This window comes from Citrobacter freundii complex sp. CFNIH4 (genome assembly GCF_002934505.1).
Taxonomy (GTDB): domain Bacteria; phylum Pseudomonadota; class Gammaproteobacteria; order Enterobacterales; family Enterobacteriaceae; genus Citrobacter; species Citrobacter freundii.
Map to the genome: position 1 here is coordinate 4,708,039 of NZ_CP026231.1, position 21,665 is coordinate 4,729,703.

The window sequence follows — 21,665 nt, forward strand, 5'->3', positions numbered from 1 at the left end:
TAAACCCTTATACTGAAAGAAGGTTCGCGAGCGCTGTTTGCCGGATGGCGGCGTAAACGCCTTATCCGGCCTACGAGGGACATTCTGTAGGCCTGATAAGCGCAGCGCCATCAGGCACGCTATCTGCGCCGAGCCCAGGAACATATAACGATAAGGAGTACCTGATTCCGTGTTAACTCTGTTACACCTGCTTTCTGCCGTCGCGATGCTGGTTTGGGGTACGCATATTGTGCGTACCGGCGTGATGCGCGTCTTCGGCGCCCGCTTGCGTACCGTGCTCAGCCGTAGCGTTGAAAAGAAGCCGCTCGCCTTTTGTGCGGGTATCGGCGTGACGGCGCTGGTGCAAAGCAGCAACGCCACCACCATGCTGGTGACCTCGTTTGTTGCACAAGATCTCGTGGCGCTGACTCCTGCGCTGGTGATTGTGCTCGGTGCCGATGTGGGGACCGCGCTGATGGCGCGTATCCTGACCTTCGATCTCTCCTGGCTGTCGCCACTGCTGATTTTTATCGGCGTGATCTTCTTTCTCGGCCGTAAGCAGTCCCGTGTGGGGCAACTGGGGCGGGTCGGTATTGGACTGGGGCTGATTTTACTGGCGCTGGAGCTGATTGTGCAGGCAGTAACGCCGATCACTCAGGCTAATGGCGTACAGGTTATTTTCGCCTCACTTACCGGCGATATCATGCTGGATGCGCTGATTGGCGCCATGTTTGCGATTATCAGTTACTCCAGCCTGGCGGCGGTACTGCTGACGGCAACGCTGACCGCGGCGGGCATTATCTCGTTCCCGGTAGCGTTGTGTCTGGTGATTGGCGCCAACCTCGGCTCTGGTCTGTTGGCGATGCTCAACAACAGTGCTGCGAATGCTGCTGCCCGTCGTGTGGCGCTCGGCAGCCTGCTGTTTAAGCTGGTGGGCAGCCTGATTATCCTGCCGTTTGTTCATCCGCTGGCTAATCTGATGGATGAACTGCCGCTGCCGAAATCGGAACTGGTTATTTACTTCCACGTCTTCTACAACCTGGTGCGCTGCGTAGTGATGGTGCCGTTCGCTGAACCGATGGCGCGTTTTTGTAAGCGCATCATCCGCGATGAACCGGAGCTGGACGCGCATCTGAAGCCCAAGCATCTGGACGTCAGCGCGCTGGATACGCCAACGCTCGCTCTCGCCAATGCCGCCCGCGAAGCGCTGCGTATCGGCGACGCGATGGAGCAGATGATGGACGGGTTGAAGAAGGTGATGCACGGCGAGCCGCGCGAAGAGAAAGAGTTGCGCAGGATGGCGGATGACATCAACGTGTTGTACACAGCGATTAAGCTCTATCTGGCGCGGATGCCAAAGGATGAACTAGCGGAAGAGGAATCACGCCGTTGGGCGGAGATTATCGAAATGTCGCTCAACCTCGAACAGGCTTCCGATATCGTTGAACGTATGGGCAGCGAGATTGCCGATAAGTCGCTGGCCGCCCGTCGGGCATTCTCTGTGGAAGGGCTGAAAGAGCTGGATGCGCTTTACGATCAGTTGCTCAGCAATCTGCAACTGGCGATGTCGGTGTTCTTCTCAGGCGATGTGACCAGCGCCCGCCGTCTGCGCCGCAGCAAGCACCGTTTTCGTATTCTTAACCGTCGTTATTCGCATGCGCACGTTGACCGACTGCATCAGCAGAACGTGCAGAGCATTGAAACCAGCTCCTTGCACCTGGCACTGTTGGGCGACATGCAGCGTCTGAACTCGCTGTTTTGCTCCGTGGCCTACAGCGTGCTGGAACAGCCGGATGAAGACGATGAGCGGGATGATTATTGAGTGAGGTGAAGCGGTAGGCCGGATAAGGCATTTATGCCGCCATCCGGCATCAGACAACAAATCAACTAAAAGCAGTGGCCTGCTTCAACAGCAACCGCCTCTTCACCCGCTTTAAAGATATACGTGGTGTTCGGGCCGCCGAGCACGGACTTACCGTTACTCACCTTGATCCAGTTACCTTCCGGCAAGCCAATCACCGTCAGCTCCGGTGCCACAACCAGCAGTTCGCGGATACGCTGTTCACGCGTTTCGCCTTTGTGGCCTTCCGGCAGCGCGTTGGTGAAATGTGGGTTAATCTGCAGCGGGAACAGACCCAGCGCATCAAAACCTTTGGGATCGACAATCGGCATGTCGTTGGTGGTGCGGATGGTCTGGCAGGCAAGGTTGGAACCCGCGCTCCAGCCGATGTACAGCGCACCGCGTTTGACGACATCCACGATCGGCGCCAGCAACCCGCGCTCACGACTCTCTTTCAGCAACTGGAAGGTATTCCCGCCGCCGACAATCACCAGCTCGGCGTTTTCAATGGCGGCAATCGGATCGGCAACGGTATGAATACCCGTAACGTTGACGCCCATTGGCGCAAAGATGGCTGCCGTTTTCGCCGTGTACTCATCCCAGGTTTGCGTCACGCCAGCGAACGGAATAAACACCGCCGTGCGGCGACCATTCAGTTGCTCTGCGATCAGCGGCAGCGCATGTTCCATCCAGCCTTTGCCCGGCAGCGTCGAGTTACTCAATAAAAGCAGTTCCATCATTTCTCCATGTAATCAGAAAATTACAAACCGCGCTAATGCTACCACTATCAGCCTGACGCCTTACTGATATGGCTCACGATGTTGGAAGGGGGGTTCTGGAAAGTGCCTCGCAGACCGGCGTTTTATTTTGGCTGAAAGCGAGATTGTTGATTTATTCTTCTGGCGGATGATGGTGTTTTATACCTATATGGATATAATTAAGGGGTCGGGATGACGAAACCACTATACTGGGTTGGACACGCCAGGAAAGATCTGCAGGGGATGCCGGAACATGTTCGGGATACGTTTGGGTTTGCTCTTTGGCTTGCGCAGCAGGGTAAACAGCATTCGCAGACTAAATCATTAAAAGGATTTGGTGGCGCGGGGGTTCTGGAAGTCGTTGAGGATCATCACGGCAACGCCTGGCGAGCGGTTTACACCATCCAGTTGAAAAATGCGGTTTATGTTCTCCATGTTTTTCAGAAGAAGTCCGTTTCCGGGAAGGCAACCCCGAAACCTGAAATTGACCTGATTTATCAGCGGCTCAAGGCTGCACAGCGCCATGCGCAGGAGAGTGGATATGTCACATGAAGTGGAAGCCAGTAGCGGTAATGTTTACGCCGATTTAGGCGCGTATGACGCAGAACAGATGCAGTTGAAAGCGCAACTGGCAATGGTGATTGGTGAGATTTTGCAACGCAAAGGGTTAACGCAGCAGCAGGCTGCGCAGCTACTGGGAATGACGCAGCCTAAACTTTCCAACCTGCTACGTGGTCAGTTTCGTGGTATCAGTGAAGCAAAGATGCTCGAATGCCTGGTGAGACTGGGCCGTGATGTAGAGATTGTTGTCGGGGAAGAGGGCAATATGTCAGGAAAGCTGAAAGTGAAATTTGGCTGATATCCAACTTTAAACCTTAACCGTCAATCCAATACCGAGCGCCTTCATCACTGCCAGCGTGGTTTTCAGCGTCGGGTTTCCTTTCTCACTAAACGAGCGGTAGAGGTGTTCTTCAGAAAACGATACATAATTCTGATCGCTAGACTTCGATCCCTTTCTGCTTCAGCTCTTTTCTAATCACACGTTTAATCCAGGCTGCCAACGATTCATCGCCATCCTGCCGCTGTGCTTCTTCCATCGCTTTGCGCAGTTCCGGATCCAGACGGAATTGAAACGGGGGATTGCCTCTTCTTTCGTTCATGTGTGTTGGCACCTTGATTATACGAGATGTGTGATGACACACTACTCTTACAAGCCAGAAATACCAACTTCTATACTTCAATCCCTTTCTGCTTCAGTTCTTTCCTAATAATTCGCTTAATCCATGCGGATATTGACGCGTCACCATCCATTGAAAGCGCTTTCTGGATCCCTGCTTCCAGTTCCGGCTCGACACGTAACGCGATTTGTTTGTTACCTTTCTTTTTGAATTCTACCGTTGACATGTGTCTGACACCTGATTTACATTGATGATCGTAAGACAAGTGTAAGTCAATTGTCTTACAGAAACAACGAAGCCCGGCAGTGCGCGAACACATACCGAGCTTCTAACCACAACATTATACGAGGTAATGCTATGGCTGATGCTAATAGTACCACTAACGCCTGTTTTGCGTCTTCTTCTCTCATACCGCAAGCTGACTTGCTTTATTTTCCACTCGCCGAGGCGTTCCGCCATCTTGATTGTCGCCATCTCACCACCGAAGAAAATCTGGCGCTATCGTTTGGTTGTGAAGAGGCGCTGGCAGGGTTGTACCATACGCTGAATTTTATGGGCGAGAGCCTGCTGACTATGTCAGGTGAAGGTCAGGAACATTTTGCCTATGAGAGCGTATGCCAGTTAGGACACAGTCTGGTAAACATCAGCCAGTTGATTCCCGCTTTGGCGCAGTTGGAAGCGAAAGCTGACCAGCAATTGTTTGCTGTTGCATAGTACCTAAAATAAACAGAGCGCCCATCCCTGGCGCTCTGTTCCTGCTTCGTTACCCCGCCCGCGCAAATTCTGCGGCTTCGGCAATCAGCGCGTCATCCGGGCGCATGCCGGTGTACATGGCGAATTGCTCTACAGCCTGTAAGGCAATCACCTCTGCACCGCTGATGGTCTTTTTACCCAACTGCTGTGCCAGCTTAATCACCGATGTTTCTGGCGGCAGGGCGACGACGTCAAACACTACGCTGGCGGCAGCGACCATCGCTTCGCTGTAGGCCAGCTCATGGCTTTCTTTACCACCCGCCATGCCGACGGGCGTCACGTTGACCAGAATATCGCAGGCAATTCCATCCGGCTGCGGCTGCCACTGGAAACCGTACTGTTTTGCCAGCGTCGGGCCGCTCTCGCGATTACGTGCGGCAATAATCACATTGCGAAAACAGGCATCGCGAAACGCGGCGATGACGGCTTTGCCCATGCCGCCGCTGCCGCGAATCATGACGCGAGCTCTGCTATCGAGCTGGTGGCTGGCAATCAGGCTTTTTACCGCAATATAGTCGGTGTTAAATCCTGTCAGCGTACCGTTGTCATTGACGATGGTATTGACGGAATCAATGACGCTTGCGGAAGGATCGATGGCATCCAGAAACGGCATGCAGCTCTCTTTAAACGGCATTGATACCGCGCAACCGCGGATACCCAGCGCGCGAACGCCTTTCACTGCGGCCTCAATATCCTGCGTGGTAAAGGCTTTGTAGATAAAATTTAACCCTAATTTTTCATACAGATAGTTGTGAAAGCGAGTGCCAAAGTTGCCGGGGCGACCGGCAAGCGACATGCACAACTGGGTGTCGCGGTTAATCATGTTAAATTTCCTCGGCGTGAGACAATATGTACTGTTCGGCTTCCTGCGACCAGACCCCCTGATGACGCTCCAGGATATCGCGCAAGGCTGGATCATCAATCTGCGTGAGCGCGGTTAATGGTAAGGCTTTGCCGGTATAAACCAGTTTTTTCCCGCCGCCGATTTTTGGCAGTTCCAGCGTTGTTTCACCTGCCGCATTTAACCCCAGAATGTGCGTCACCACTTTTGCCGCCTGGACTTTCTTCTCTTCGATCAGTTTTACCGCCGCGCGCATGTCGTCGGTATTGCCGCCAGACGTCCCAACATAATGGGTGAAGGCGTAGTGTACGTCGTAGAAGTTAATCGGCGCGCTAAACTGCTTATCCTGCGGACCAGCAAAGAAGTTCATGCAACCATCGGCAGCCAGCAGGGAAGAGGCCAGCGTAACCAGTTGTTCGTTGGGCACAAACACAAAGATGTCATCAAACCCGTGCCCGCCGCTCAGCGCCATCAAGGTGTCATAACTCGCATCCTGGGCGTGGAGATAATGGATCAACGTTTGTGGTTCTGATGGATAGTGCTTGCGGGCGTAGCTCAACTTGTCGTTATTGGTGTCGGTTACCACCAGCAGCGCCGGGTTAACCGGGCCATGCAGTGCATAGTCGATCGCCAGTAGTCCCATCGGACCGGTGCCGCCGAGTATCAGTGTATGTCCCTGCGGACGAATGCCCATCTTATGGTTATAAGAGCCTTCCTGCAGGTGATAGTTGGCGTTGAATGCGCCAATCACGCAGGATAGCGGCTCAACCAGCGAACCTTCAAAATAGGTTTCACCTTCGTAGGCCAACAGGCAGTCCTGCTCCATGACTTCATCAGGAATGATGACGTGCGTGGCTTCACCGCCCACCCACGGGAAGGAGTAGCCGGGACAGTCCGGGCGATCCGGCAGTTGCAGGTTAGCCTGAATGACATAGCGCTGGCCGGGCTGAAACTTATGCTGCCATTTTTTGCCTACGGCAATAATGTCGCCGCAAAACTCATGACCGATGATGATCGGGTTGGTGGCCACATCGTCCGGCACCTTTTTGTGGTTCTCGCCCTGGTTAGCCTCTTTCCAGGAAGAAAGGCACAGGCTGTCGGTTACGACTGAGGCCAGAATTTCGTCATCCCGCATTTCAGGAAGGTCGAAAGTTTCCAGGCGCAGATCGCGTTTACCATAAAGACGTAAAGCTGTTGTTGTTTGCATTGTTACCACCTCTTCCTCTTTCGAGGACTATTTGTTGAAGTTGCCCCGGCATTGCCGGAGCGAAAAATCAGGACAGGAAGCCCAGTGCGTTACCGATAATTCCCAGCGCAAACAGGGCGAAGATTAGCCATACCGGATTAATTTTCTTGTTGAGCAGACGCACCATCAGCAGCGTCAGACCCAACGCCAGCAGGCCGGGGCAGAGTTGGTCGAGAATGTTCTGCACGGTCATGGTGACGGTGGCGCCGTCTGCGCCAGGCGTTTGCGATACCACCAGCGGCACGTTGATGCTGGTCCATTTGGTGACCAATACTCCCATCACAAACAGGCCGAGAATCGATGCGCCTTCGGTCAGTTTCTGCAGCAGGTTGCCGCCCATGTCGCTGACGATGTTGACCCCTTTACGAAAGCCAAGCTGTAAGCCGTACCACTTCATTGCCAGACGTACTGCATTGAAAATAAAGAAGAACAATAGTGGGCCGAGAATGTTACCGGACAGCGCCAGCGATGCGCCGAGCGCGGCGGTAATCGGGCGCAGCGTTCCCCATACCAGCGGATCGCCGACGCCGGCCAGCGGACCCATCAGCCCAACTTTGATACCGTTGATGGCACCGTCGTCAATTTCCGCACCGTTGGCGCGAGCTTCTTCCATCGCGGCTGTCACGCCAATCACCGGGCCGCAAACGGCAGGTGTGGTATTGAAGAACACCAGGTGCCGTTTGAGTGCTGCAACCTGGTCTTCTTTCAGCGGATACAGGCGCTTGATGGCAGGGATCATGTCGTAGCAAAAGCCCAGCCCATGAATGCGTTCAAAGTTGAATGACGCCTGTTGCAGGTTGGAGCGAACGAACATGCTAAACAGGTCGGATTTGGTCAGTTTTTTCTGTTCCATGGCTGGCTCCATTAGTCATCAAGCTGATCGATAGCTTGAGAAGAGGCGGGTTGCGCCTGCGGTTCGGCTTTACGCCACTGTGGGTTCAACTGGATGTAGACCAGCGCGATAATCACGCCAACCCCGCCGAAAGCCAGCAGGCTCAAATCGAGATAACCCCCAGCGATAAACCCGAGGAAGAAGAAGGGCATCAGGTATTTCACCCCCATCATGCGCAGCACCATGGCGTAGCCGACCACCACGATAAAGCCACCGGCAATCTGCAATCCGCGGGTGACGAATTCCGGAATGGCGTTGAGCATATTGCTGACCATATCGGCGCTGACAAACAGCGAGACGATTAATGCAGGAATGGCAACGCGCAGCGCCTGTACACCGAGAGCGGAAACGTGCAGCATGTCGATGGTACGAAAGCGGGCGTCTTCGGCGGCTTTATCCGCCGCGTGCTGGAACACCACGGTGATAGTACGGGCGAATACCGTCAGTACCTGGCCTGCCGCCGCCACCGGCAGGGCGATGGCGATACCGGTAGCAATGCTTTGCTGACCGACGATAACCAGAATGGCGGAGATAATACTGGCGAGCGCCGAATCGGGAGACTGGGCTGCGCCGACGTTCATCCAGCCAAGAGCGATTAACTCCAGCGTGCCGCCGAGCATAATCCCGGTTTTTAAATCACCGAGGATCAGGCCGATAACGGTACAAGCAATTAGCGGACGGTGGGTCTGGAACTCATCCAGCACGCTGCCCATTCCTGCAATACAGGAAAATAGAAATATGGCGATAATTTGTAGGGTACTTATTTCCATAATATGTCACCTTGTGAATGTGATCATCCCTGCCTGTTAAAGCATAAGTACACAGGCATTTTTATTTATTCAGCGAACGATTGTTCTTCTATTTTTTCGAGAATATTAATAGATGGATCGGATGCGACGACGCGTAAATCCAGCGTGACACCCAGTTTATCTAACTCACGAAACGCATGAATATCGTCGTTATCTAAAGAAACGGCTTTGGTTAATTGTTTTTTACCTGGTCGCCAGGCCATGCCGCCAATATTTAATGTGGTAATTTTTACCCCTTGTTTTACCATTGCTAATGCATCCTGCGGGCGGGTAAATAGATAAAAAACGGTTTCGTTCTGGTATTGCGGATTATGGTAAACTGCGACCGCCTTTTCGATATTAACAACGTTCACTTTCATTCCCGGCGGGGCGGCCTGACGTAATAATGTACGACGTACTTCATCGTTATAAACGTCGTCATTACAGATAATAATCCGTTGGGCATTTGCCACCTTCGACCAGACGGTGGTGACCTGACCGTGGATCAGGCGGTCATCAATACGAGCAAGGGTAATGTTCATCAGAAATCCTCTTCGGCCGTTTCCAGATGTTTCCAGACGACACAGGTTTGTTGAGCAATGGTCGTCAGGTGTTCGCACAGTTCATCCACATTCATACTGCTTTGGTTGTCTACCAGCTCCAGCGCCAACGGCAGTGATAACCCGCTAATGACCCGTATCGCCGGATTGTGCAACGCCAGCGTCGCGGCAGCATTCCAGGGACTGCCACACTGCAAATCGACGGCAATCAGCCATTCATCGCCAGTGTGAATACTTACTAACTTTTTCAGCTTTTCCACGATGTCGCTGGCGTTCTCTCCGGGGACAAATGCCACGGCTTCAACGTTGGCATCACTGTAGACCATCTGTACCGATTCCAGCATGGCGCAGGCCAGTTTGCCGTGAGCACAGAAGATTGCATTGACCATAAAACCTCCTTAGCCGCGGGTTTTTCCGCCCGCAATGTTAGTGGTTACTCCGGTTATGTAACTGGCGCGCTCAGACAAAAGATAACAAACAAAATCAGCGACTTCGCTTAAGCGCCCTGAGCGACCAATTGGGATCGCGTTCTTGGTGTAGCCCTCGCGCAGCTGTTCGACGGTAATGTTGCGAGTCCAGGCCAGCGCTTCTTCATATTCGGGGGTCCGCAGTCCGGTTTTTTCCAGAATGCCAGGTGCAATGCCCACCACACGAATGCCGTGTTTGCCCAACTCTTTCGACCAGGAACGGGTAAAGCTATTCAATGCGGCTTTGGTGGCGGCATAGCAACTTTGGCCCTCTGAACCTTCCAGCCCGCTTTCTGAAGAGACATTCACAATCACGCCGTTACGCTGTTTTACCATTTGGCGTGCCGCTGCTTGCGACATTAAGAACACACCTTTTTGGTTGATATTCACCATTTTTTCAAAAGCGGCTTCGTTGAGTTCATATTGCCCGGCGGGTGCTTTTTCATCGACCAGCAGCCGCGGAAAATTAACGCCTGCGTTATTCACCAAACCATCGATACGCCCATAGCGGTGGATAATTTCGGTAACGGTATGATTAACTTCTTTGGCGCTGGAAATATCTGTCGGCCAGAAATGATATCCATTGTGGCCTTCATATTTACCGTCACCACCGTGAATATCCGCCATTTGCACATTAGCGCCCTGCGCTAATAACTCTTCAACAATCGCCAGCCCAATTCCGGATGCACCACCGGTAACAATAATGACTTTGCCCTGCAAGTTTAACCACGTTTGCATAATTAACTCCCGATTTCAGATAAGGGGATCCCACATAAAATTAATTATGGCAGGACCAATTAGAATTTATTTACTTCAACAATAATTCAGCGGTATGGCTGTTGGTGACTAAACAGTTAATATAATTCCCACGTAATGCGCCTAATATCCCACTGTATTTTTCTTCACCCATTGCAATGCCAATGGAGTAACGCGTCTGTTTTAATTTATTGGTTTCGATGGAGAGCGTCTTTTCACTCATATTGGTTTCTACGGTTGCACCGTTGATATCGTAAAAGCGCGAGCAAATGTCTCCGGCGACCTGGCGAGCATGCAGGTCATCACTCTCTTCACTGCCGTAAAAAGCGTGCCAGTTGGCGCCATCACGTATTGCCGGAGATCCAATCCCAACCAGCGCGATGTCCAGATTATCCCAATAAGCGGAAATCGATTTAAAATGTCGTGACTGCATGATCCCGTTACGGATCAGCGGGTTTTCCAGCAGTGCCGGGAAATCTGCCAGGTGTGATTCCCCTTTAAGCTTTGCCGCAGCGCCGTAGGTCAACGTATTGACGTGGTAACGGCTTTCAAGCTTGCCGGACGGTCCGCCGATAATCGGCACGCAGATCAGCTGGCGCGACTGGCTGGCAGGGGATAACCCTTCCACCAGTCCCCGCACCGCGCGGCCCCATGAGAACCCGATAATGTCCCCAGGTTCCAGTAAGCGTTCCAGCAACTGTGCACCGTGCACACCCATCATGGTGAGTTGTTCGTCTTCCTGTTCACTGTCGCAGGAGACCACCACCGCTTCTTTCAGGCCAAATTTCTGTTTTAGCTGCTGTTCCAGCCACAGATTTTCGTTGTAGTCGTAATTAATGGCGATGGTGACGATACCCTGCTCGCGTCCACGTTTTAGCAAACGGCTGATCGTGGTGCGGTAAATACCCAGCTCGCGGGCGATTTGCGCTTGTGTCATATCCTGTTCGTAATACAGCTGCGCTATCTTTACGATTAGGCGGATATCATCGCTGTTTTCCGTCGCCATTTTTGGACTCCTGCACATTTGTGCAAATCACGAAATTGTCTTCTTGATCTGATATAACCCCAACTGTTCTCCATCTCAAAGCTATTTTCACTTATTTCAGTGCCCTGTAATGACCGATTGTGTTGCACATTTGATGTGGTGATGGCGTGCTGTCGGCACATATGTGCTTGTCTCTCTAATGTATTGATTCTGCTTGTTTTCACCCAACAAAATTGCAGGGATGGATCGCTGACACTTTTGTGTCAAAAGGTGTGACGGATCACAAATAGCGCGTGGGCAGTCGAACACGATTATTTTTTATCGTCCGCAAGGTAGGGTATATTTCGCTTTTAATACACAAAAGTATTCAAGTTGTATCAAGGCGGCAAGGGAACGAATTCCTGGGAGCATAGATAACTATGTGACCAGGGTAAGTGAGGGCAGCCAACGCAGAGACGGCTTGAAGGATGAAGTGTATACAGGAGAAATTATGCTGCCCGACTCATCCATCCGATTAAATAAATACATCAGTGAAAGCGGAATCTGCTCGCGTCGCGAGGCGGATCGCTTTATCGAACAAGGGAATGTCTTCCTGAATGGTAAACGCGCCACCATCGGCGATCAGGTGATGCCTGGCGACGTCGTAAAAGTGAATGGTCGGTTGATTGAGCCGCGTGAAGCGGAAGATCTGGTTTTTATCGCGCTGAACAAGCCGGTAGGAATTGTCAGCACCACCGAAGACAGCGAACGCGACAACATTGTTGATTTCGTGAATCACAGCAAGCGCGTGTTCCCCATTGGCCGTCTGGATAAAGATTCCCAGGGGCTAATCTTTCTGACCAACCACGGCGACCTGGTGAATAAAATCCTGCGTGCCGGTAACGATCACGAAAAAGAGTATCTGGTGACGGTAGATAAGCCGGTCACTGATGACTTTATCCGTGGTATGGGGGCTGGTGTGCCAATCCTCGGTACCGTCACCAAGAAATGTAAGGTGAAGAAAGAAGCGCCGTTTGTGTTTCGCATCACGCTGATTCAGGGGCTGAACCGTCAGATCCGTCGTATGTGCGAACACTTTGGCTATGAAGTTACCAAACTTGAGCGTACGCGTATCATGAACGTTGGCTTGTCCGGCCTGCCGCTTGGTGAATGGCGCGACCTGACGGATGACGAACTGATCGATCTGTTCAAGTTGATTGAGAACTCGTCCTCAGAGGCCAAACCGAAGGCGAAAGCGAAGCCAAAAACCGCAGGCATTAAGCGCCCGGTAGTGAAAATTGAAAAATCGGCGGAGAAAGAGAAATCGCGCCCGGCGGCAAACGGCAAGCGTTTTATCTCACCGGGGCGTAAGAAGAAAGGACGTTAACGTCTGCCGCGCGTTGGTGTATTCGCCGACCAGGAAAATGACGCCTCTGAATCCGGTTTATAAGCCTGCTTTTTCTTCAATTGGCGGGCTTTTTTAGCTTCTGCTTCGCGCAAGGCCATCAGTTTATCGATGTACTCTTTCTTGATGCTGTTTGTTTCAGCGTTGGTCAGCAGGCGACCATGTGCAATGCGCGCGCGGTCAAGCAGCGTTTTCAGTTCACGCTGTTCGCGCTCGGTCATCTCTTTTTGGGTAATGCGGGGGAGTGCCATACGGGTGCCCTCTGTTAGCCGATATCCTCAGTGTACGGTAATTCGTGCAGAATAAAACTAATCCTGAAAGAGCCTCGCAAAATATAGCTTGTTGAAGTGACGGAATTTCTATTCTGATTTAGCGTAATGACAGGAAAACGTGTGGGTTACACATTTTATTGTTTGTATAAAATTTTATACAAGGATGTGTTATGCTTTCAATAAGGCGAGCCTTAAAGCCCATTGTCTGGATTGGCAGTTCATTTGATGATTTACGAAGCTTTCCTGAAGATATACGTAAAACCGCTGGTTTTCACATCGTTTACAGGCGGGATTAGAAGCTGCTGACTGGAAGCCGATGCCAGAGATAGGTCGCGGTGTTGAGGAGGTAAGGCTCAGGTATGAATCTGGCGCATACCGAATCATCTACATTGCTCGCTATGCTAACGCGGTCTATGTATTGCATTGCTTCAATAAAAAGACAAAACGTACTTCTGAGCACGATAACCACATTGCTAAAGTTAGATATCGAACGGCTTTGTAAGAAGACAGGAATCAGAAATGAACAATACCGTTGATAATAAGGTTCGCCATGTAACCTCTCCGGATGTCAATATTTTTGCCGAACTGGGATTTGCAGAAGCGGAAGCGAAGAGCCTAAAGCATGATGCTGAATGTGAGGTAGAACAACTCATTCTCCTGAAGCAGCAGTTGATGCAAGAAATTTCCGGATGGATTCATGAAAACCATCTGAAACAAGCGGAAGCTGCTGTGAAACTGAATATTTCCCGGCCCCGTGTTTCAGATGTTGTTAATCAGAAAACCAACAAATTTACCCTTGATGCGCTGGTCATGATGCTGGTGAAGTTAGGAAAACCAGTAACAGTTCAGATTGGGTAATATTAGATCTAGATATTGTTTCATTGTATCTGATCGCTGCGAGCGCTTTCCCAGCTTAGCCCGAAACGAGCGAGATATTTGCGCAGGCGGTCTGCATCGTTAGGATTGGCTTTTTTCTGCCGTGAGACGGCAAACAGTTCGCGTCCGGCTTCCGACAGCGACGCGCAGCGGCGGCACACTTCCAGTACCGTTTCTAACTGGCGGCGATCGAACAGGTCAATGTCCATATTCAGTTCAGGCTGCGGAGTTGCTATCTGCCAACTCTCCTTTAGCAGCGCAATCTCTTCTTCGACAAGGGATAAGGTGATGCGACCTTGTTCGGCAAGCGTCGCCATGCGCGCGATGGATGAACTGAGTTCGCGAAAGTTGCCGCGCCATTGCGCCTGTGGGGAGCAGGCAAATGCCAGATAGGAAGCGCGGGCTTCTTTATCGAAACGGATTTGCGTCTGTTTGCTGTTGGAGAAACGTTGCAGCTCATACTCGACGTTCGGCGCGATATCTTCCCGCCGCTGCGCCAGACCGGGCAGGGCGAAGCACCACATGTTGATACGCGCGTAGAGATCCTCGCGAAAACGGCCTTCAGCGACCCATTGCCGCATGTCGCGATGGGTGCCGGCAATCAGCTGAAAATCGCTGCGTACTTCTTTGTCTGACCCAAACGGGAAAAAGGTTTTTTCTTCAATTGCTTTGAGTAGCATGGCCTGCTCGTCCAGCCCTAATTCGGCTATCTCATCGAGAAACAGCACGCCGCCATCGGCCTCTCGCAGTAATCCGCTACGCGCCGTGAGCGCACCGGTAAACGCCCCTTTCACATGACCGAACAGCGTGGACATTGCATTATCGCCGCGCAAGGTCGCGCAGTTAACCGCCACCAGTTTTCCCGCCACCAGATGCCGCGACTGGCGTAGCTGAAAAATACGTTTCGCCAGGAAGGATTTACCCGCGCCGGTAGGGCCGGTGAGCAGGATCGGGTCGGTCGAACGCAGAGCGACCCGCTCAATGCGATCGATCAGTTTATTGAAGGTGGCGTTGTGCGTATCAATCCCGGCTTTCAGAAAAGAGACCGACTGCTGCTGTTCGCGCTGAAAACGACTGGTGAGCGTGGCGTAGCGGCTTAAATCGAGATCGATAACCGAGCAGACGCCAGCGGCGATGGCCTCATCTGATGAACCGCGTGGCGCGGGGCCGGTTTGCAGCAGGCTGGCGGGCAGGTAGCGCGCTTCTGTCAGCAAAAACCAGCAGATTTGTGCCACGTGAGTGCCGGTGGTGATGTGCACCAGATACTCTTCGTTTTCCGTATCAAATTCATAATGCGTGGCAAAGTCGAGAAACGCGGCGTAGACCTCTTCAAAGTCCCACGGATCGTTAATGGTGACGGCATGCGGGCGAACCTGGGTGTGCGGCGAAAGCAGCGCGACGTCTTCAATCAACCTTTGCGCCATGCTCTCATCGCGTGGTTGGTGGAGGAGTTCCAGCCTGTAGACAGGGAAATCGGGTTGTTGGCATAGCCCAACCGTGGGTCGCCACTTCTTAAACCGATTGGCCCGCTTGCCGCGCTTATCGAGCACCGTACCCAGTACGCCAATCACTACCCGTCGCTTTTTCATGGTTTATCCAAAAAGATAAATAAGAGAATAAAAGATAAAAAAATTAACCCGTCGAGACAACCGCCATTATTGGTGTTAATAATTAAAATAATAAAAATCAATTAATTAAAAATTAAATATGCCTGTTTTAATTCCTGGCACGCTTCTGGCAATAACACTTTCGTCAATCACGCTGAAAGCGCAGGGGGTTAAACCCCGCCGGCACGTCAGGAACGGCACAGGCTGTTTTCCGGGAGTGTTCCGTCAGCCGATGACACACAGTGGGTTCGATTCCCAATTTCATCCCCGAATGAAAACTGGTTGTTAATCATAGAAATAAAGCGGAGTGATGCGCAGTTAGCACGCTCCAGAACAGGCTGCCGGTAATGATGCCGTGTGACAGGCAAAAAGGAATTCCCCTGTCGCTTCGCCCCTGCACCCGCACCTGACTCACAATAAGGAATAAAAAATGATGAAAAAAATCACTATTCGTAAAGGCCAGCTTGGCCTGTTATCCCGACAGGGTGATTACTATCAGGTACTGGATGCAGGTGAGCACCGTTTGCCATGGTTTAACACTCCGGACGTTCTGGTAATCAATACCGATGGCAGCGAAATTCCGGAAGCGCTCGCGGAGTATTTACGTCGCTTCCAGCCTGCATGGGTGGAGCAGTACTGTGTGGTGGCTGATTTAACCGATACTGAAGCAGGTGCGCTGTATGTGAACGGCGTCTTGCAGGAAATTTTGCCACCGGCAACGCGCCGTCTGTACTGGCAGGCCGATGAAGCGCTGAAGCTGGTACGGATGGATACACGTCAGGTTTTGGTTCCTGTTGACGTGATGAACGCAGTATTACAGCCACGTCGCAGCGGTGCGGTGAAAGGTCGTGAAGCTATCTTAACGGTGCAGGTCCCGGCGTGGCACGTCGGTGTACTGAAAATTGATGGTGAAACTCAGGCGCTGTTGCTGCCGGGGTTAACCGCATATTGGAAGGTAAACCATCTGATTGAAGCGGAAGTGGTGGATACCCGTTTGCAGGTGCTGGAGGTTGGCGGCCAGGAGATACTGACCAAAGATAAGGCCAACCTGCGTTTAAACCTGGCGGCGAACTGGCGTTATAGCGATGTGTTGCTGGCATTTGGTCAACTGACTAAACCGCTGGATCACCTTTACCGTGAATTGCAGTTTGCGCTGCGTGAAGCGGTGGGAACGCGCACGCTGGACGAATTGCTGGAAGATAAGCAGGTGATCGATGAAGTGGTGAGCGCGCAGGTGAAAGCCCGTATGACGCCGTTTGGTATTGAGGTGGCTTCACTGGGGGTGAAGGATATTGTCCTGCCCGGCGATATGAAGGCTATTTTATCGCAACTGGTTGAAGCGGAAAAATCCGCCCAGGCCAACGTGATCCGACGTCGTGAAGAGACTGCCGCCACGCGATCGCTGTTAAATACGGCAAAAGTGATGGAAAACAACCCGGTAGCGCTGCGCTTAAAAGAACTGGAAACCCTCGAAAGAGTTGCTGAGCGTATCGATAAAATCTCGGTGTTCGGGGGCCTGGATCAGGTGCTGCACGGTCTTGTGAACATAAAAGGATAAGAATAATGAGCTACAACACAGTGGACGGCGCAATGCGTGAAAGGGTATTGCGCCAGCTAAAAGAGGTTGAGCAGCGCTATGGCGTCAGGGTGCTGTATGCCTGTGAATCCGGCAGCCGTGGCTGGGGATTTGCCTCGCCGGACAGCGACTACGACGTGCGATTTCTCTATGTTCATCCCCCTGAATGGTATCTGCGGGTCGAAGCGCCTCGCGATGTTATCGAGCTGCCGATAGATGATGAGCTGGACGTGTGCGGCTGGGAATGGCGCAAGGCGCTGGGGTTACTCAAAGGCGCAAACCCGACGCTTATCGAGTGGCTGGATTCGCCAGTTGTCTATCAGCAGGATGAAGTGACCGTTTCGGCGCTGAAAGCGTTGGTGCCCAAATGGTTTTCTCCGCTACGTGCCCGCTGGCACTACTACTCGATGGCGCGGAAAAACTTCCGTGGCTATCTGCAAGGTGACGACGTGCGATTGAAGAAGTACTTCTACGTTCTGCGACCCCTGTTGGCGGTACGTTGGGTGGAAGCGGGCAAGGGCGTACCGCCGATGCGTTTTGCCGACCTGCTGGCGGGAAGTGAACTGGATGCGCCATTGCGTCAGGAAATCGACGAATTGCTGGCGCGCAAACAGCGGTCAGGTGAGGCTGAGTATGGTCCGCGTCGTCCATTGTTACATGCGTTTATCCGCGCCGAACTGGAGAGAGGAGAAATCCCGCCAACCTTACCAGACAGCCGGGAAGGGGATGTGAGGGAATTGGACAGGCTGCTATATGGCACGGTGATGCGGTGAAAATGCCCGATGGCCTAAGAACCATCGGGCGTTGACGTCTACTTATTCAAACAAATTATGGTGTAGCTTCTGTACCACCTGCTCGGCTTCAGCACCGGGTACCAGGAAGCACAGGTTATGGCTGGACGCGCCATAGCAAATCATCCGAATATTGAACGGCTCCAGTACGCCGAACACCTCTTTACCCACGCCGCAGGCTTTGGACAGGTCGTTGCCAATCAACGCCACCAGCGCCAGGCCTTCTTCCACTTCAACCCGACACAGGGCAGACAGTTCCATCAGCAGAGACTGTGTTAACAGTGTATCGCCGGTGGACGTTGAACCGGTGGTATCCAGAGTCAGCGCGACGCTGACTTCGGATGTGGTGATTAAATCGACCGAGATATTGTGGCGTGCCAGGATGCCGAACACTTCCGCCAAAAAGCCGCGAGAGTGCAGCATATTCAGGCTATGCAGCGTCAGCAGCGTCTGCTTACGGCGTAATGCCAGCGCCCGGAACAGCGGTGGATTCGCGGTTTTATTGCAGACCAGCGTACCGCCTGCTTTTGGATCCTTACTGGAGCCCACAAACACCGGAATATCGCTACGTACGGCTGGCAACAGGGTTGCCGGATGCAGTACTTTCGCGCCAAAGGTCGCCATTTCCGCGGCTTCTTCAAAGGCGATTTCATCAATACGCTGCGCAGCCGGAACCACGCGCGGATCGGTCGTGTAGATGCCGGGAACGTCGGTCCAGATATCAACGCGCGTTGCGTGTAGGGCTTCTGCCAGTAAGGCGGCGGTATAATCGCTGCCGCCGCGTCCCAGCGTGGTGGTGCGGCCCTTGCCTTCACTGCCGATAAAGCCCTGAGTAATCACCAGACCTTCGCTCAGACGCGGGGCCAACTGGAGCGTTGCCAGTTCAGCCAGCGCCGTGACGTCGGGTTCTGCACGACCAAAACGATCGTTGGTGCGCATCACTTTACGCACGTCAAACCACTGCGCTTGCACGTTGCGTTCACGCAGGATCTCGACGAACAGCAGAGTAGACATCAGTTCACCGTGGCTGACCAGTTCGTCGGTCAGCGCGGTTGAGGTCGCCAGTGACGCCGCTTCTGCCAGTGTGGTGATGTTTTCCAGCAGACGTTCGATCTCTTCACGGATCACGTTTGGATAACGCAGGCGTTCCAGAATATTGAACTGAATTTGACGAATGGCATCGAGTTTTTCGAAGCGCGCGGTTGGCTCCAGCCCTTCAGCCAGTGCGACCAGCAGGTTGGTGATTCCCGCAGAAGCGGAAAGTACCACCACACGGACGTTAGCATCAGAAAGCACTACATCAGCGCTGCGATTCATGGCATCAAAATCCGCCACGCTGGTACCACCAAACTTGGAGACAACTACATCAGTCATAACTACCTCGTGTCAGGGAATGAATAGAGCGACCATGGCACATAAGGCAGAACGAAAACCGGTGCAGGCGCAAATGCAAATACCGTATTTATAAATAAAATTTGTAGCTTGCACTGTCAACGCTGGGATTATGCGGATTTTTCATGCTGCAACTGCGTTGAGTAACGGTACTAATAACAACGCTGATAACCGCTATACTTTTTAGCCACGTTTGGCGGATGCCCTGGCAATGGCATTAAAACAATCACACTTTTCTGTGACTGGCGTTACAATCGATCTCAGTCACAATTCTCAAAATCAGAAGAGTATTGCTAATGAAAAACATCAATCCAACGCAGACCTCAGCCTGGCAGGCACTACAAAAACACTTTGAAGAAATGAAAGACGTTACTATCGCGGATCTTTTCGCGAAAGATAGCGATCGTTTCACTAAGTTTTCCGCGACGTTTGACGATCTGATGCTGGTGGATTTCTCCAAAAACCGCATCACTGAAGAGACGCTGGCTAAACTGCAGGATCTGGCGAAAGAAACCGATTTGGCGGGTGCCATCAAGTCCATGTTCTCCGGTGAGAAAATCAACCGTACTGAAGACCGTGCCGTGCTGCACGTGGCGCTGCGTAACCGTAGCAATACGCCGATCATCGTTGACGGCAAAGATGTGATGCCGGAAGTGAATGCGGTACTGGAGAAGATGAAATCTTTCTCTGAAGCGATCATCTCCGGAAGCTGGAAAGGCTATACCGGCAAAGCCATCACTGATGTAGTAAACATCGGTATCGGCGGTTCTGACCTTGGCCCGTTCATGGTGACCGAAGCGCTGCGTCCGTATAAAAATCACCTGAACATGCACTTTGTGTCGAACGTCGATGGGACGCACATTGCCGAAGTGCTGAAGAAAGTGAATCCGGAAACCACGCTGTTCCTGGTCGCTTCCAAAACCTTCACCACCCAGGAAACCATGACCAACGCCCACAGCGCGCGCGACTGGTTCCTGGCGACCGCTGGCGACAACAAGCACGTAGCCAAACACTTCGCAGCGCTTTCCACTAACGGTAAAGCGGTTGGCGAGTTTGGTATTGATACAGCCAATATGTTCGAGTTCTGGGACTGGGTTGGCGGTCGTTACTCCCTGTGGTCTGCAATCGGTCTGTCCATCATCCTGTCCGTAGGCTTCGACAACTTTGTTGAGCTGCTCTCCGGCGCGCATGCGATGGACAAACACTTCTCCACCACCCCGGCTGAGAAAAACCTGCCGGTGCTGCTGGCGCTGATCGGTATCTGGTACAACAACTTCTTCGGTGCCGAAACCGAAGCGATTCTGCCGTATGACCAGTATATGCACCGTTTCGCGGCCTACTTCCAGCAGGGCAACATGGAATCCAACGGTAAATACGTTGACCGTAACGGCAATGCGGTGGATTACCAGACTGGCCCAATCATCTGGGGTGAGCCGGGTACTAACGGCCAGCATGCGTTCTACCAGCTGATCCACCAGGGTACCAAAATGGTGCCGTGCGATTTCATCGCGCCGGCAATCACCCACAACCCGCTGTCGGATCACCATCCGAAACTGCTGTCTAACTTCTTCGCGCAAACCGAAGCGCTGGCTTTTGGTAAATCTCGCGAAGTGGTTGAGCAGGAATATCGCGACCAGGGTAAAGATCCGGCTACGCTTGAGCACGTTGTGCCGTTCAAAGTGTTCGAAGGTAACCGTCCAACGAACTCCATCCTGCTGCGCGAAATCACGCCGTTCAGCCTGGGTGCGCTGATTGCGCTGTACGAACACAAAATCTTCACTCAGGGCGCGATCCTGAACATCTTCACCTTTGACCAGTGGGGCGTTGAGCTGGGCAAACAGCTGGCGAACCGCATTCTGCCAGAGCTGAACGATGATAAAACTGTTTCTTCCCATGATGTTTCTACTAATGGGTTGATTAACCGTTACAAAGCCTGGCGCGCCTGATGGCGCTGCGCTTATCCGGCCTACAGGCACATATCCTGTAGGCCGGATAAGGCGTTTCGCCGCCATCCGGCATTAATGAAATAAAAAAGCCGATATTAATATCGGCTTTTTTATAAGATTACTCCAGGATATCTACGTTTTTACTTCACTCTTTAATTGAGCTTAATCCTAAAATAATTTATTCAACGTTATCCTGTTTCTGATATTTTCAGATTTACCGGATATTATGTTTTTACTATTATATTTTAACTATTTGAATTAATTTGTTTTTTATTATTTGCTGTTAATCATTTTTTCTCTCGTTATCTAATTGTCCTAAATTCCCTCTCGACCTAATTTGCATACTTCGCTTGTGTATACTCGATCTCGCCCGAAATTCTTTTGGGTAAATCTCCATTCATACAATGAAGGGAATTTGTGATGAAAAAAGTTCTGTATGGCCTTTGGGCTATATCTGCGCTTGCGGCGACCTCTGTCTATGCCGCCCCCGTTCAGGTGGGTGAGGCTGCAGGGTCGGCTGCCGCGTCGGTTTCGGCAGGAAGTTCCTCCGCAACCAGCGTGAGCACCGTAAGTTCTGCGGTGGGGGTTGCCCTGGCGGCGACCGGCGGCGGCGATGGTTCTAATACCGGAACCACAACCACCACAACCACCAGTACCCAGTAATACCGGTACGTTTAATTCTAACCACACTTCGGTGTGGTTATTTTGGAATTGCCAAAAGTCTGTGGGATTTGTAGGCCGGGTAAGCGTCGCGCCACCCGGCAATAATGCGGAGAAA

24 protein-coding genes and 2 pseudogenes are annotated in these 21,665 nt (G+C 52.1%); 11 read left to right on the forward strand and 15 right to left on the reverse strand.

The window, feature by feature from the left end; translation table 11 throughout:
• The first annotated feature begins 169 nt into the window (after window positions 1-169).
• Window positions 170-1,801, forward strand: coding sequence for a Na/Pi cotransporter family protein (locus C2U41_RS24075; protein WP_032938230.1), 1,632 nt, complete (start codon window positions 170-172; stop codon window positions 1,799-1,801).
• Between the two features lie 65 nt (window positions 1,802-1,866).
• On the opposite strand, the gene pepE is transcribed toward C2U41_RS24075, so the two are convergent.
• On the reverse strand, window positions 1,867-2,556 hold the full coding sequence (gene pepE, locus C2U41_RS24080) for a dipeptidase PepE (RefSeq protein WP_003841421.1): 690 nt from the start codon (window positions 2,554-2,556) through the stop codon (window positions 1,867-1,869).
• Between the two features lie 213 nt (window positions 2,557-2,769).
• Here pepE and C2U41_RS24085 point away from each other — a divergent pair, with 213 nt between their 5' ends.
• Entirely contained in the window at window positions 2,770-3,129 is a 360-nt protein-coding gene (locus tag C2U41_RS24085) for a type II toxin-antitoxin system RelE/ParE family toxin (protein WP_032938228.1), read from the forward strand.
• Window positions 3,119-3,436 carry a helix-turn-helix domain-containing protein gene (locus C2U41_RS24090; RefSeq protein ID WP_032938223.1) on the forward strand — a complete coding sequence of 106 codons (318 nt, stop codon included), beginning with the start codon at window positions 3,119-3,121 and terminating at the stop codon, window positions 3,434-3,436. Before C2U41_RS24085 ends, C2U41_RS24090 begins: the two co-directional genes overlap by 11 nt.
• A gap of 9 nt (window positions 3,437-3,445) precedes the next feature.
• Here the strand turns inward: C2U41_RS24090 and C2U41_RS30220 are convergent.
• From C2U41_RS30220 to C2U41_RS29545, 3 genes and pseudogenes are all read right to left on the reverse strand, one after another.
• A pseudogene (locus tag C2U41_RS30220) lies at window positions 3,446-3,553 on the reverse strand (helix-turn-helix domain-containing transcriptional regulator); the annotation flags it as partial.
• 22 nt (window positions 3,554-3,575) lie between these two features.
• Window positions 3,576-3,737, reverse strand: a complete 162-nt coding sequence (locus C2U41_RS24095) for a phage protein (RefSeq protein WP_003841416.1) — start codon at window positions 3,735-3,737, stop codon at window positions 3,576-3,578.
• A 70-nt stretch (window positions 3,738-3,807) separates the two neighbouring features.
• Window positions 3,808-3,981: a hypothetical protein gene (locus tag C2U41_RS29545; protein ID WP_032938222.1), complete on the reverse strand. Its 174-nt coding sequence runs from the start codon at window positions 3,979-3,981 to the stop codon at window positions 3,808-3,810.
• Between the two features lie 131 nt (window positions 3,982-4,112).
• Here C2U41_RS29545 and C2U41_RS24100 point away from each other — a divergent pair, with 131 nt between their 5' ends.
• The gene (locus C2U41_RS24100) at window positions 4,113-4,469 is read left to right on the forward strand and encodes a hypothetical protein (protein ID WP_032938220.1); all 357 of its coding nucleotides are present in this window, start codon (window positions 4,113-4,115) and stop codon (window positions 4,467-4,469) included.
• Window positions 4,470-4,518: 49 nt separating this feature from the next.
• Here the strand turns inward: C2U41_RS24100 and C2U41_RS24105 are convergent, their stop codons facing one another.
• The 8 genes from C2U41_RS24105 to C2U41_RS24140 all read right to left on the reverse strand — a co-directional run bounded on the left by C2U41_RS24105 (window position 4,519) and on the right by C2U41_RS24140 (window position 11,064).
• On the reverse strand, window positions 4,519-5,331 hold the full coding sequence (locus C2U41_RS24105) for a shikimate 5-dehydrogenase (protein ID WP_103849045.1): 813 nt from the start codon (window positions 5,329-5,331) through the stop codon (window positions 4,519-4,521).
• Between the two features lies 1 nt (window position 5,332).
• A complete protein-coding gene (gene sorE, locus C2U41_RS24110; RefSeq protein WP_003031639.1) occupies window positions 5,333-6,556 on the reverse strand; it encodes an L-sorbose 1-phosphate reductase in 1,224 nt (407 codons plus the stop codon).
• A 67-nt stretch (window positions 6,557-6,623) separates the two neighbouring features.
• The gene (locus tag C2U41_RS24115) at window positions 6,624-7,448 is read right to left on the reverse strand and encodes a PTS system mannose/fructose/sorbose family transporter subunit IID (protein ID WP_048216971.1); all 825 of its coding nucleotides are present in this window, start codon (window positions 7,446-7,448) and stop codon (window positions 6,624-6,626) included.
• A gap of 11 nt (window positions 7,449-7,459) precedes the next feature.
• Window positions 7,460-8,257 carry a PTS mannose/fructose/sorbose transporter subunit IIC gene (locus C2U41_RS24120; RefSeq protein WP_003841402.1) on the reverse strand — a complete coding sequence of 266 codons (798 nt, stop codon included), beginning with the start codon at window positions 8,255-8,257 and terminating at the stop codon, window positions 7,460-7,462.
• Window positions 8,258-8,322: 65 nt separating this feature from the next.
• Window positions 8,323-8,817 (reverse strand): PTS system mannose/fructose/N-acetylgalactosamine-transporter subunit IIB, encoded by a 495-nt coding sequence (locus C2U41_RS24125; protein ID WP_003031646.1) that lies wholly within the window; start codon window positions 8,815-8,817, stop codon window positions 8,323-8,325.
• Window positions 8,817-9,224: a mannose/fructose/sorbose PTS transporter subunit IIA gene (locus tag C2U41_RS24130; RefSeq protein ID WP_103849044.1), complete on the reverse strand. Its 408-nt coding sequence runs from the start codon at window positions 9,222-9,224 to the stop codon at window positions 8,817-8,819. Before C2U41_RS24130 ends, C2U41_RS24125 begins: the two co-directional genes overlap by 1 nt.
• 9 nt (window positions 9,225-9,233) lie before the next feature.
• Entirely contained in the window at window positions 9,234-10,040 is an 807-nt protein-coding gene (locus tag C2U41_RS24135) for an SDR family oxidoreductase (RefSeq protein ID WP_003031649.1), read from the reverse strand.
• A 70-nt stretch (window positions 10,041-10,110) separates the two neighbouring features.
• Entirely contained in the window at window positions 10,111-11,064 is a 954-nt protein-coding gene (locus C2U41_RS24140) for a sugar-binding transcriptional regulator (RefSeq protein ID WP_003844696.1), read from the reverse strand.
• A 469-nt stretch (window positions 11,065-11,533) separates the two neighbouring features.
• On the opposite strand from C2U41_RS24140, the gene rluF reads away from it, so the two are divergent.
• On the forward strand, window positions 11,534-12,409 hold the full coding sequence (gene rluF, locus C2U41_RS24145; RefSeq protein ID WP_003841400.1) for a 23S rRNA pseudouridine(2604) synthase RluF: 876 nt from the start codon (window positions 11,534-11,536) through the stop codon (window positions 12,407-12,409).
• On the opposite strand, the gene C2U41_RS24150 is transcribed toward rluF, so the two are convergent.
• A complete protein-coding gene (locus tag C2U41_RS24150; protein WP_003031655.1) occupies window positions 12,406-12,678 on the reverse strand; it encodes a DUF3811 domain-containing protein in 273 nt (90 codons plus the stop codon). The two genes, rluF and C2U41_RS24150, sit on opposite strands and share 4 nt — an antisense overlap.
• 191 nt (window positions 12,679-12,869) lie before the next feature.
• Here C2U41_RS24150 and C2U41_RS24155 point away from each other — a divergent pair.
• Window positions 12,870-13,201, forward strand: a pseudogene (locus C2U41_RS24155) (type II toxin-antitoxin system RelE/ParE family toxin).
• Window positions 13,202-13,218: 17 nt separating this feature from the next.
• On the forward strand, window positions 13,219-13,557 hold the full coding sequence (locus C2U41_RS24160) for a helix-turn-helix domain-containing protein (RefSeq protein WP_003841397.1): 339 nt from the start codon (window positions 13,219-13,221) through the stop codon (window positions 13,555-13,557).
• A 20-nt stretch (window positions 13,558-13,577) separates the two neighbouring features.
• Here C2U41_RS24160 and rtcR read toward each other — a convergent pair whose 3' ends face one another.
• Window positions 13,578-15,164 (reverse strand): RNA repair transcriptional activator RtcR, encoded by a 1,587-nt coding sequence (gene rtcR, locus C2U41_RS24165; protein WP_048216969.1) that lies wholly within the window; start codon window positions 15,162-15,164, stop codon window positions 13,578-13,580.
• 448 nt (window positions 15,165-15,612) lie between these two features.
• On the opposite strand from rtcR, the gene C2U41_RS24170 reads away from it, so the two are divergent.
• Window positions 15,613-16,740 carry a slipin family protein gene (locus C2U41_RS24170; protein ID WP_032938214.1) on the forward strand — a complete coding sequence of 376 codons (1,128 nt, stop codon included), beginning with the start codon at window positions 15,613-15,615 and terminating at the stop codon, window positions 16,738-16,740.
• Between the two features lie 5 nt (window positions 16,741-16,745).
• The gene (locus tag C2U41_RS24175) at window positions 16,746-17,531 is read left to right on the forward strand and encodes a nucleotidyltransferase domain-containing protein (protein ID WP_032938213.1); all 786 of its coding nucleotides are present in this window, start codon (window positions 16,746-16,748) and stop codon (window positions 17,529-17,531) included.
• A gap of 42 nt (window positions 17,532-17,573) precedes the next feature.
• Here the strand turns inward: C2U41_RS24175 and lysC are convergent, their stop codons facing one another.
• Window positions 17,574-18,923 carry a lysine-sensitive aspartokinase 3 gene (gene lysC, locus C2U41_RS24180; protein WP_003844704.1) on the reverse strand — a complete coding sequence of 450 codons (1,350 nt, stop codon included), beginning with the start codon at window positions 18,921-18,923 and terminating at the stop codon, window positions 17,574-17,576.
• 314 nt (window positions 18,924-19,237) lie between these two features.
• On the opposite strand from lysC, the gene pgi reads away from it, so the two are divergent.
• Together pgi and yjbE are read left to right on the forward strand one after the other, a co-directional pair.
• On the forward strand, window positions 19,238-20,887 hold the full coding sequence (gene pgi / locus C2U41_RS24190; RefSeq protein WP_003031668.1) for a glucose-6-phosphate isomerase: 1,650 nt from the start codon (window positions 19,238-19,240) through the stop codon (window positions 20,885-20,887).
• 420 nt (window positions 20,888-21,307) lie between these two features.
• Window positions 21,308-21,550 (forward strand): exopolysaccharide production protein YjbE, encoded by a 243-nt coding sequence (yjbE, locus tag C2U41_RS24195; protein WP_003826562.1) that lies wholly within the window; start codon window positions 21,308-21,310, stop codon window positions 21,548-21,550.
• The last annotated feature ends 115 nt before the right edge of the window (window positions 21,551-21,665 follow it).